Source organism: Kitasatospora sp. NPDC022785, from assembly GCF_055561295.1.
Window position 1 is genome coordinate 63,398 of the sequence record NZ_JBVHHB010000037.1, and the last position, 11,414, is coordinate 74,811.

Genomic DNA, 11,414 nt, shown 5'->3' on the forward strand with positions numbered 1-11,414 from the left:
ACTGTCTACAAGGGGGAGCGCCCAGTGCGTCGAGTGATCGGTGTCAGCGAGGTAGAGGCATGAGTACCTCCGCCACGACCGGTTTCTGCCGGGTCACCGTCGTCGCCCCGGACAGCCGGATCGACGTCGCCCTGCCCGAGGACGTTCCGCTCGCGGACGTCTACCCCGAGGTGCTGCGCCTGTCCGGCCAGACCCAGCCGGACGGTGCCCCGACCGGCTTCCACCTCGTCCGCCGCGACGGCACCGTGCTCGACAGCGGCTTGCCGCTCGCGGCCCAGCAGGTCCGCGACGGCGACCTGCTGAGCCTGCGTCCCTTCGCCGAGTCGCTGCCGCCGGCCGTCTACGACGACGTGGCCGACGCCATCGCCAGCGCCGTCGAGGCCGACCGCCGGTTCTGGAGCCCCGAGCTGATGAGGGCCTTCGGCCTGATCGGCGCCGGCGTGCTGCTCACCCTGCTCGGCTTCGCGCTCTGGTTCTCCGACCTGCGCCACGACATGCACGGCCTGCCCGGCATCCTCTCCGGCGTCACCGCCGTGATGCTGACGGCCCTGGCCGGCGTCCGCGCCCGGGTCTACCAGGACGCCTGGGCCGCCCTCGCGCTCGGCCTCGGCGCACTGCCGCACGCCCTGATCGGCGGCAGCGGCATCATCGCCCCCGCCCACGCGTGGGACGGCCCGGGCCGGCTCCAGTTTCTCACCGGCTGCGTCGCCGCCCTGATCGTCGCCGTGCTGCTGGTGGGCCTGCTGCCCGAGAAGGACTCGCTGTTCGTCGCCGCCGCCTTCATGGCCGCCTCCGGCGCGCTCGCCACCTTCGCCGCCGTGCTGCTGCCCGGCACCCCGGCCGGCCACATCGCCGCCGTCACCGGCGTCGCCGCCACCGCCGTGATCGGCTTCCTGCCCGGTCTCTCGGCCCGCTTCGCCCGGCTGCCCGTCGGCTTCAGCGCCCCCGGCCAGGCCCGTACCCGCAGCCGCGACTACGACGAGGAGGCCGGCCGCGCCGAGGCCGTCCAGTACGAGCGGATCGCCCACCAGGCCCGCCGCGGCCACGAGGTGCTGGTCGGCCTGGTCGGCGGCTGCGCCGCGGTGATCGTCGGGGCCTGCGCGGTGCTCGGCTTCACCGACGAGCTCTTCCCCGAGCTGCTCGCGCTGACCCTCGGCATCGCCACCATGCTGCGCGCCCGGCTGTTCCGCTACACCGCGCAGGTCTTCAGCCTCACCATCGCGGGCCTGCTCGGCCTGTCGCTGCTGATCGTCGGCCTGTCGCTGCACACCCCGCTGTTCATCCTGAAGGCCTCCAGCACGACCCAGGTCGACCTGCGCACCATCTGGCTGGCAGCCTCGATCGCGTTCGGCGCCGCGATCCTCACCGCGATCGCCCTGGTGGTCCCGCGGCTCGGCGTCTCCCCGTTCTGGGGGCGCATCCTGGACCTGGTCGACAGCCTCACCCTGATCGCCCTCGTCCCGCTGGCGCTCGGCGTGCTCGACATCTACAGCCTGGTCCGCGGCGGCATCACCGGCTGACCGGGTCCGGCGGCCCGGCGGCAGGCCGGCCGGACGGCACTGGTACGCTTGCCTTTCGAGTGCACCAGTGTGTCCGCCCCGCGCGGGTCGCAGACCGCCGGCCGCGCTCGCAGACGACACCGAGTTCTCACAGAGTCCTGTGCCGTAGACCAGGACCGCTCGGTATCACCCCGAAGGAGTTGCAGTGGCTCTCGCCTCTGACGTCAAGAAGCAGATCATCGCCGAGTTCGGCCAGAAGGAGGGCGACACCGGCTCCCCCGAGGTCCAGGTGGCCATGCTCTCCCGCCGCATCTCGGACCTGACCGAGCACCTGAAGGCCCACAAGCACGACCACCACTCGCGTCGTGGCCTGCTGATCCTGGTCGGCCAGCGTCGCCGCCTGCTGCAGTACCTGGCCAAGAAGGACATCGAGCGCTTCCGTACGCTCGTCGACCGCCTGGGCATCCGCCGCGGTGCCGCCGGTGGCGCCCGCTAAGACCGCCGCTCGGGGCGGCTCCCCACACCGGGGAGCCGCCCCTCGCGCGTATGCCGCGGCCGGTGACCCATGGCGTCCCGGGCACGACAACCGCGCATAACAACTCGCGCGCACCTCCCCAGGTGGCCGAGGATTGCACCGTAGGGTTGTGGGCATGCCGGGTGATGGCGCGACACCGCGCCACCCAGGCGGAAAGACCCCAACCCCCCGCGGGACGAAGGCTTCAAACGGAAGCCGCCCGCATCCGAGAGAGCGTCCAGACGCGGACCGCCCGTCCAGGCCTGGCAGCCGAGAGGCGCCGGTCCTCGGTAGTGGCCGCCGGAAGCCCCGCAGACCGAGCGGGGCCCACCGGAGGCTTCGATCGAAGACCGGCCCGGACTGCCTTCCTCTGTGAAAGAGGGCCCCGGGCCACCGGCAGGCGATGCGCGGGGACGCTCTCCCGGAGACGTACGAAAGAGGAGATCTTCCAGGTGGAAGAGAACGTGTTCTACGCCGAGGCCGTTATCGACAACGGTTCCTTCGGCACCCGTACCATCCGCTTCGAGACCGGCCGTCTGGCCCGTCAGGCCGCCGGCTCCGCCGTGGCCTACCTGGACGACGACACCATGGTGCTGTCGGCCACCAGCGCGTCCAAGCAGCCGAAGGAGCACTTCGACTTCTTCCCGCTGACCGTGGACGTCGAGGAGCGGATGTACGCCGCGGGCCGCATCCCCGGCTCGTTCTTCCGTCGCGAGGGCCGGCCCTCCGAGGACGCCATCCTCACCTGCCGCCTGATCGACCGCCCGCTGCGCCCGTCCTTCGTCAAGGGCCTGCGCAACGAGGTCCAGGTCGTCGTCACCGTGATGGCGCTCAACCCGGACCACCTGTACGACGTGGTGGCCATCAACGCCGCCTCCGCCTCCACCCAGCTGGCGGGCCTGCCGTTCTCCGGCCCGATCGGCGGCGTCCGCGTCGCGCTGATCAAGGGCCAGTGGGTGGCCTTCCCGACCCACAGCGAGCTCGAGGACGCCGTCTTCGACATGGTCGTCGCCGGCCGCGTGCTGCCGGACGGCGATGTCGCGATCATGATGGTCGAGGCCGAGGCCACCACCAAGACCATCAAGCTGGTCGCCGACGGCGCCGAGGCCCCGACCGAGGACGTCGTCGCCGCCGGTCTGGACGCCGCCAAGCCGTTCATCAAGGTGCTCTGCGCCGCCCAGGCCCAGCTGGCCGCCCAGGCCGCCAAGCCGACCGGTGAGTTCCCGGTCTTCCTGGACTACCAGGACGACGTGCTCGCCGCCCTGACCGCCGCGGTCAAGGACGAGCTGGCCCAGGCTCTCACCATCCCGGGCAAGCAGGAGCGCAACAACGAGCTGGACCGCGTCAAGGCGATCGCCGCCGAGAAGCTCCTCCCGGAGTTCGAGGGTCGCGAGAAGGAGATCAGCGCCGCGTACAACGCGCTGACCAAGAAGGTCGTGCGCGAGCGCGTCATCAAGGACAAGGTCCGCATCGACGGCCGCGGTGTCACCGACATCCGCACCCTGGCCGCCGAGGTCGAGGCCATCCCGCGCGTCCACGGCTCGGCCCTGTTCGAGCGCGGCGAGACCCAGATCCTGGGTGTCACCACGCTGAACATGCTGCGCATGGAGCAGCAGCTCGACACGCTCTCCCCGGAGACGCGTCGCCGCTACATGCACAACTACAACTTCCCGCCGTACTCGGTCGGCGAGACCGGCCGCGTGGGCTCGCCCAAGCGCCGCGAGATCGGCCACGGCGCGCTGGCGGAGCGGGCGATCCTGCCCGTGCTGCCGACCCGCGAGGAGTTCCCCTACGCGATCCGCCAGGTCTCCGAGGCACTGAGCTCCAACGGCTCCACCTCGATGGGCTCGGTCTGCGCCTCCACCATGTCGCTGCTGAACGCCGGTGTGCCGCTGAAGGCCGCCGTCGCCGGTATCGCCATGGGCCTGATCTCGCAGGAGATCGACGGTGAGACCCACTACGTCGCGCTGACCGACATCCTGGGTGCCGAGGACGCGTACGGCGACATGGACTTCAAGGTCGCCGGTACCCGCAACTTCATCACCGCGCTGCAGCTGGACACCAAGCTCAACGGCATCCCGGCGTCGGTGCTGGCCGCCGCGCTGAAGCAGGCCAAGGACGCCCGTCTGCACATCCTCGACGTGATGAACGAGGCCATCGACGCGCCCGACGAGATGTCGCCGAACGCGCCGCGCATCATCACCATCAAGATCCCGGTGGACAAGATCGGTGAGGTCATCGGCCCCAAGGGCAAGATGATCAACCAGATCCAGGAGGACACCGGCGCGGACATCACCATCGAGGACGACGGCACCATCTACATCGGTGCGGTCGACGGTCCCTCGGCGGAGGCTGCCCGTACGACGATCAACCAGATCGCCAACCCGACCATGCCGGAGGTCGGCGAGCGCTACCTGGGCACCGTGGTGAAGACCACGACGTTCGGCGCGTTCGTCTCGCTCATGCCGGGCAAGGACGGCCTGCTGCACATCTCGCAGATCCGCAAGCTGGCCGGTGGCAAGCGCGTCGAGAACGTCGAGGACGTCCTCGGTGTCGGCGCCAAGGTCCAGGTCGAGATCGCCGAGATCGACCCGCGCGGCAAGCTCTCCCTGATCCCGGTCGTCGAGGGCGAGGAGGGTGGCGAGGCCGCTTCCGAGTGAAGCGCCGCTAGCCTCCCCATTCAGTAAACGCGGTCGCGGCCCGCACGCCCCCGTCGGCGTGCGGGCCGCATCCCGTTGTTCCCCCATGCTTTCTACGGAGGTACCCCCGTGGCCCAGGCCTCGGCGGCGACGCAGCGCCCCGGCTCCACCCGGACCCTGCTCAAGGGCGCGGACGGCGCCGGCACGGTGCGCCGCACCGTGCTCCCCGGCGGCCTGCGGGTCGTCACCGAGACCCTGCCGACGGTGCGCTCCGCCACCTTCGGCATCTGGGTCGGCGTCGGCTCGCGTGACGAGACCCCGCAGCTCAACGGGGCGACCCACTATCTGGAGCACCTGCTCTTCAAGGGCACCGAGCGGCGCAGCGCGCTGGACATCTCGGCGGCCCTGGACGCGGTCGGCGGCGAGATGAACGCCTTCACCGCGAAGGAGAACACCTGCTACTACGCCCGGGTGCTGGACACCGACCTGCCGCTGGCCATCGACGTGGTCTGCGACATGCTCACCGGCTCGCTGATCCGCCCCGAGGACGTCGAGGCCGAACGCGGCGTCATCCTCGAGGAGATGGCGATGGCCGAGGACGACCCGGGCGACGTGGTGCACGACCTCTTCGCCAAGGTGATCTTCGGCAGCGGTCCGCTCGGCCGCCCGATCCTCGGCACCCAGGAGACCGTCCAGGCCCTCACCCGGGACCAGATCGCCGGCTTCTTCCACCGGCGCTACAAGCCCGAGCACCTTGTGGTCGCGGCGGCAGGCAACCTGGACCACCGCAAGGTCGTCAAGCAGGTCGAGCAGGCCTTCGCGCCGCTGCTCGCCAAGTCGCAGGCGGCCCCGGCGGTGGCCCGCCGCGGCGTCAAGGCGCTGCGCACGGCCGGCCGGGTCGAGGTGCTCAACCGCTCCACCGAACAGGCCCACCTGGTGCTGGGCGTGCCCGGCGTGCCCCGGCACGACGAGCGCCGCTGGGCGATGGGCGTGCTCAACGCGGCCCTCGGCGGCGGGATGAGCTCCCGGCTGTTCCAGGAGGTCCGGGAGAAGCGCGGCCTGGCCTACTCGGTGTACTCGTACTCCTCGTCGTACGCGGACAGCGGCCTGTTCGGCATCTACGCGGGCTGCCAGCCCAAGCGGGTCGAGGAGGTGCTGCGGATCTGCCGCGACGAGCTCGCCAAGGTGGTCGCCGACGGCATCACCGAGGAGGAGCTGCGGCGGGCCATCGGCCAGATCTCCGGCTCCACCGTGCTCGGCATGGAGGACACCGGCTCGCTGATGAACCGCATCGGCAAGGCCGAGCTCAGCTACGGCCACCACCTCTCGGTGGACGAGATGCTGGCGAAGATAGCGGCCGTGACCCTCGACGACGTCCACGCGGTGGCCCGTGACGTGCTGGGCGCGTACCGGCCGTCGCTCGCGCTGATCGGCCCGATCAACGACAAGCGGGCCGCCAGGCTCGCCGACCTGCTGGCCTGAAGGGACTTTCCGCTATGACGCTGCGTGTCGCCGTGATCGGCGCCAGGGGCCGGATCGGCTCCGAGGCCGTGAAGGCCGTCGAGGCCGCCCCGGACCTGGAGCTGGTCGCCACGCTCGGCCGCGAATCGAAGCTGGAGGAGCTCACCGACGCCGGGGTGCAGGTCGTCGTCGAGCTGACCCACCCCGACTCGGTGATGCCCAACCTCGACCACTGCCTGCACCACGGCATCCACGTGGTCACCGGCACCACCGGCTGGACGGACGAGCGGCTGGCCACCGTCCGCGGCTGGCTGGACGAGGCACCCGGGCTGGGCCTGCTGATCGCGCCGAACTTCTCCATCGGCGCCGTGCTCGGCATGAAGTTCGCCCAGACCGCCGCCAAGTACTTCGAGTCGGTCGAGGTGGTCGAGCTGCACCACGACCGCAAGGCGGACGCGCCCAGCGGCACCGCCACCCGCACCGCCCAGCTGATCGCCGCCGCCCGGGCCGAGGCCGGCCGGCCGCCGCAGCAGGACCCGACCACCCACAGCCTGCCGGGCGCCCGCGGCGCCGACGTGGACGGGGTGCCGGTGCACGCCGTCCGGCTGCGCGGCCTGCTCGCCCACCAGCAGGTGATGTTCGGCGACACCGGCGAGACCCTCACCATCCGGCACGACTCGCTGCACCACAGCAGCTTCATGCCGGGCATCCTGCTCGGCGTCCGCAAGGTCGTCGAGACCCCCGGGCTCACCCTGGGCCTCGAACACTTCCTGGACCTGTGAGCCCGTCATGACGTCCCGTACCGGCTTCTTCGTCCTCTCCGGCGTGCTGCTGCTGGTCGCCCTGGTTTGCATCGGCGAGGGCGTCCAGCTGATCGCCACCGGCAAGCCGCTCGGCATCGGCATGGGCGTCTGCGCCTTCGTCATCCCGCTGATCGGCGTCTGGTTCCTGCGCCAGACCATCCGCTTCGGCCGGGCCGGCGAGCGGCTCGCCCGCGAGCTGGAGGCCGAGGGCGGTCTGCCTGTGGACGAGCTCAGGCGCACCGCCGGCGGCCGGATCGACCGGGCCTCGGCCGACGAGGTGTTCGCCCGCCGCCGGGCGGAGGCGGAGGAGTCGCCGGGCGACTGGCGGGTCTTCTTCCGCCTCGCGGTGGCGTACGCCGACGCCGGCGACACCCCGCGCGCCCGCAAGACCATGCAGCACGCGATCCGGCTGCACAGCACCACCGGCACCACCGGCACCACCGGCACCACCGAAACCGCGAGGAGTAACGCGTGACCGACGACACCACGGCCCCCCAGTTCCGCAGCGACGTCACCGTCGAGCTGGTCCGCAGCGCCGCCGCCGACTCGGACGTCATCTGGGCGGCCCGGGTCTCGACGGCGGGGGAGCAGTCCCTGGAGGCGCTCCAGCAGGACCCGGAGAAGTCCAAGGGCCTGATCAACTTCCTGATGCGGGACCGGCACGGCACGCCGTTCGAGCACAACTCGATGACCTTCTTCATCAGCGCGCCGATCTTCGTGTTCCGCGAGTTCCACCGGCACCGCAGCGGCTGGTCGTACAACGAGGAGTCCGGCCGCTACCGTCAGCTGGAGCCGGTCTTCTACGTGCCCGGCGAGGACCGCAAGCTGGTCCAGGAGGGCCGCCCGGGCCGCTACGAGTTCCTCGACGGCACCCCGGAGCAGCACAAGACCGTCACCGAGGCGATGGAGGCGGCCTACCGCGAGGCGTACGGCCGCTACCAGGAGATGCTGGCGGCCGGTGTCGCCCGCGAGGTGGCCCGGGCCGTGCTGCCGGTCGGCCTCTTCTCCTCGATGTACGCGACCTGCAACGCGCGCTCGCTGATGCACTTCCTGTCGCTGCGGACCAAGAAGGAGAACGCCGCCGTGCCGTCCTTCCCGCAGCGCGAGATCGAGATGGTCGCGGAGCAGATGGAGGAGCAGTGGGCCCGGCTCATGCCGCTCACCCATGCGGCCTTCGAGAAGCACGGCCGAGTCGCCCCCTGACCTGGGGTGATAGGCATATGGGCGGCTTGCCTGGCATGTCTGGATTGCGGCTTTTCTAGCCGCTCCCTACGCTCATGACACGGATTCCGGTGCTGCTTGAACCCCCGAGCATGCAGCACCGGAATCCCATCTTTGCGCCGCCCCGCGTGCCGCACCCGCGTGCTACACCTGTCCGAACCCTGGACCGGCCTGGGTACCGCCCCACCGCCTACGAGTAGCTTTGGACGCATGGCTCCGACCTCCACCCCCCAGACGCCTTTCGGCCGGGTCCTGACCGCGATGGTGACGCCGTTCACCGCTGACGGCGGGCTCGACCTCGAGGGCGCCCAGCGCCTCGCCGCACACCTCGTCGACTCCGGCAACGACGGCCTCGTCGTCAACGGAACCACCGGCGAATCCCCGACCACCAGCGACGCCGAGAAGGCGGAGCTCGTCCGCGCCGTGGTGGAGGCGGTGGGGGACCGCGCCCACGTGGTGGCCGGTGTCGGCACCAACGACACGCACCACAGCGCCGAGCTGGCCCGCCAGGCCGAGGCCGCCGGAGCGCACGGCCTGCTGGTCGTCACGCCGTACTACAGCAAGCCCCCGCAGGAGGGCCTGTACCGGCACACCACGCACATCGCCGACGCCACCGGCCTGCCGGTCATGCTCTACGACATCCCCGGCCGCAGCGGCGTCGCGCTGAGCCACGAGACGCTGGTCCGGCTCGGTGAGCACCCGCGGATCGTCGCCAACAAGGACGCCAAGGGCGACCTCGGCGCCGCCGCCTGGGCGATCGCCCGCTCCGGCCTGGCCTGGTACTCCGGGGACGACATCCTCAACCTGCCGCTGCTGTCCGTCGGAGCCGTCGGCGTGGTCAGCGTGGTCGGGCACGTGGTCGCCGGCGAACTGCGCAGCATGATCGACGCCTTCCAGGGCGGCGATGTGGCCAAGGCCACGGCGATCCACCAGAGCCTGCTCCCGGTCTTCAGCGGTATGTTCCGCACGCAGGGTGTCATCCTCAGCAAGGCCGCACTGGAGCTCCAGGGCCTGCCGGCCGGCCCGCTCCGGCTGCCGCTCGTCGGCGCGACTCCCGAGGAGATCGCGCAATTGAAGAAGGATCTCGCCGCGGGCGGGGTACACCTGTAACAGACACAGACGTGCGCGCCCCGGCTCGCCGGACCTCCCGAGGTCTGCCGCTGAACCGGACGAAGGCGCGAGAGCACCGACCCAGTAGGAAACCGACACTGAGTACGCACGCCATATGTCTCTTGGGGGAGGACCCCGGGCATATGGCGTGCGTCGTGAGGAGAGTCTTTTGAGCCACCCGCATCCCGAACTCGGCGCGCCCCCCGCACTGAAGGAGGGCGCCCTCCGCATCACTCCGCTCGGCGGCCTCGGCGAGATCGGCCGCAACATGACGGTCTTCGAGTACGGGGACCGCATGCTGATCGTCGACTGCGGCGTCCTCTTCCCCGAGGACGAGCAGCCCGGCGTCGACCTGATCCTGCCGGACTTCAGCTACATCCGGGACCGCCTCGACAAGATCGACGGCATCGTCCTGACCCACGGGCACGAGGACCACATCGGCGCCGTCCCGTACCTGCTCCGGGAGAACCCGGACATCCCGCTGATCGGCTCGAAGCTCACCCTCGCACTGATCGAGGCCAAGCTGGCCGAGCACCGCATCCGGCCGTACGTGCTGGAGGTCGCGGAGGGCGACCGCGAGCGGATCGGCCCCTTCGACTGCCAGTTCATCGCGGTCAACCACTCCATCCCGGACGCGCTGGCCGTCGCCGTGCGCACGCCCGCCGGCATGGTCGTCGCCACCGGTGACTTCAAGATGGACCAGCTGCCGCTCGACGGCCGCCTGACCGACCTGCCGACCTTCGCCAAGCTGGCCGAGGAGGGCATGGACCTGCTGCTGGTGGACTCCACCAACGCCGAGGTCCCCGGCTTCATCCCGCACGAGCGGGACATCTCGGCCGCGCTGAGAAACGTCTTCGCGAACGCCGACAAGCGCATCATCGTCGCCTCCTTCGCCAGCCACGTGCACCGCATCCAGCAGGTGCTGGACGCCGCGCACGAGTACAAGAGGAAGGTCGCCTTCGTCGGCCGCTCGATGGTCCGCAACATGGGCATCGCGCGCGACCTCGGGTACCTCAAGGTCCCGGGCAACCTGATCGTCGACGTCAAGCAGCTGGACGACCTGCCGGACAAGGAGGTCGTGCTGATCTGCACCGGTTCGCAGGGCGAGCCGATGGCCGCGCTGTCCCGGATGGCCAACCGCGACCACCAGATCCGCATCGTCGAGGGCGACACCGTCGTCCTGGCGTCGTCGCTCATCCCGGGCAACGAGAACGCCGTCTACCGGGTGATCAACGGCCTGACCCGCTGGGGCGCCAAGGTCGTGCACAAGGGCAATGCCAAGGTGCACGTCTCCGGCCACGCCTCGGCCGGTGAGCTGCTGTACTTCTTCAACATCTGCAAGCCCCGCAACCTGATGCCGGTCCACGGCGAATGGCGCCACCTGCGGGCCGCCGCCGACCTGGGCATCGCGACCGGTGTGCCGAAGAACCGCACGGTCATCGCCGAGGACGGCGTCTGCGTCGACCTCGAGAACGGCATCGCCCGGATCGTCGGCAAGGTGCAGGCCGGCTACGTCTACGTCGACGGCTCGTCGGTCGGCGACATCACCGAGGCGTCGCTCAAGGACCGCAGGATCCTCGGCGAGGAGGGCTTCATCTCGGTCTTCGTGGTGGTCGACTCCACCAACGGCAAGATCGTGGGCGGCCCGACCATCCAGGCCCGCGGCTCCGGCATCGACGACAACGCGTTCGTCCCGGTGGCCGCCAAGCTGCAGGAGGCGCTGGACCGCTCGGCCGGCGACGGCGTCCTGGAGATCCGCCAGGTCCAGCAGCTGGTCCGCCGGACCATCGGCAAGTGGGTGGCTGACAACTACCGCCGCCGTCCGATGATCCTGCCGGTCGTCGTCGAGGTCTGATCCTCCCGCTGGTCGGTTTGACGTGGGGCAGCCCGGTGCGTAATGTTCTCCGGGTTGCCCCACGGGACGGCCCCTGCAGGAGTTCTCGAACGAAATTCGAGAACGGAGCGGGAAAACGGCCCGAAAAACTCTGCTAGAGTTCGGGAGCGCCGAAAGGCCAGAGTAAATCTGATGAATGAAACTCCGGAAAACGGAGCGGAAAACGTCTGATAAGCTTGAAACACGAAAGAACGAAGCGCCCGGAGGGCCCGCTGGAAGGCGGTCCGAAGGAAGTGTCCGTTCCTTGAGAACTCAACAGCGTGCCAAAAGTCA

Annotated in this window: 9 protein-coding genes; all 9 read left to right on the forward strand. The window is 70.3% G+C overall.

Annotated features, from left to right (window positions below):
* Nucleotides 1-59: 59 nt before the first annotated feature.
* On the forward strand, nt 60-1,520 hold the full coding sequence (gene eccD, locus ACZ3YO_RS36950; RefSeq protein ID WP_465578267.1) for a type VII secretion integral membrane protein EccD: 1,461 nt from the start codon (nt 60-62) through the stop codon (nt 1,518-1,520).
* A 184-nt stretch (nt 1,521-1,704) separates the two neighbouring features.
* On the forward strand, nt 1,705-1,995 hold the full coding sequence (gene rpsO / locus ACZ3YO_RS36955) for a 30S ribosomal protein S15 (RefSeq protein ID WP_148645116.1): 291 nt from the start codon (nt 1,705-1,707) through the stop codon (nt 1,993-1,995).
* A 470-nt stretch (nt 1,996-2,465) separates the two neighbouring features.
* Entirely contained in the window at nt 2,466-4,673 is a 2,208-nt protein-coding gene (locus tag ACZ3YO_RS36960) for a polyribonucleotide nucleotidyltransferase (protein ID WP_396326069.1), read from the forward strand.
* Between the two features lie 108 nt (nt 4,674-4,781).
* Nucleotides 4,782-6,134: a M16 family metallopeptidase gene (locus tag ACZ3YO_RS36965; protein WP_396326068.1), complete on the forward strand. Its 1,353-nt coding sequence runs from the start codon at nt 4,782-4,784 to the stop codon at nt 6,132-6,134.
* Between the two features lie 14 nt (nt 6,135-6,148).
* Nucleotides 6,149-6,895, forward strand: a complete 747-nt coding sequence (gene dapB / locus ACZ3YO_RS36970; protein WP_396326067.1) for a 4-hydroxy-tetrahydrodipicolinate reductase — start codon at nt 6,149-6,151, stop codon at nt 6,893-6,895.
* A gap of 7 nt (nt 6,896-6,902) precedes the next feature.
* Nucleotides 6,903-7,391 (forward strand): hypothetical protein, encoded by a 489-nt coding sequence (locus ACZ3YO_RS36975; RefSeq protein WP_465578271.1) that lies wholly within the window; start codon nt 6,903-6,905, stop codon nt 7,389-7,391.
* Complete coding sequence (thyX, locus tag ACZ3YO_RS36980; RefSeq protein WP_396326065.1) at nt 7,388-8,119, forward strand: FAD-dependent thymidylate synthase; 732 nt, start codon at nt 7,388-7,390, stop codon at nt 8,117-8,119. Before ACZ3YO_RS36975 ends, thyX begins: the two co-directional genes overlap by 4 nt.
* A gap of 228 nt (nt 8,120-8,347) precedes the next feature.
* Nucleotides 8,348-9,247 carry a 4-hydroxy-tetrahydrodipicolinate synthase gene (gene dapA / locus ACZ3YO_RS36985; RefSeq protein ID WP_396326064.1) on the forward strand — a complete coding sequence of 300 codons (900 nt, stop codon included), beginning with the start codon at nt 8,348-8,350 and terminating at the stop codon, nt 9,245-9,247.
* 169 nt (nt 9,248-9,416) lie between these two features.
* Nucleotides 9,417-11,102: a ribonuclease J gene (locus ACZ3YO_RS36990; protein WP_465578274.1), complete on the forward strand. Its 1,686-nt coding sequence runs from the start codon at nt 9,417-9,419 to the stop codon at nt 11,100-11,102.
* Nucleotides 11,103-11,414 lie beyond the last annotated feature (312 nt).

Bases quoted from the DNA above. Each gene is read 5' to 3' on its own strand.
- ACZ3YO_RS36975 (WP_465578271.1), top strand. From the start codon at position 6,903: ATGACGTCCCGTACCGGCTTCTTCGTCCTCTCCGGCGTGCTGCTGCTG.
- dapA (WP_396326064.1), top strand. From the start codon at position 8,348: ATGGCTCCGACCTCCACCCCCCAGACGCCTTTCGGCCGGGTCCTGACC.
- eccD (WP_465578267.1), top strand. From the start codon at position 60: ATGAGTACCTCCGCCACGACCGGTTTCTGCCGGGTCACCGTCGTCGCC.
- dapB (WP_396326067.1), top strand. From the start codon at position 6,149: ATGACGCTGCGTGTCGCCGTGATCGGCGCCAGGGGCCGGATCGGCTCC.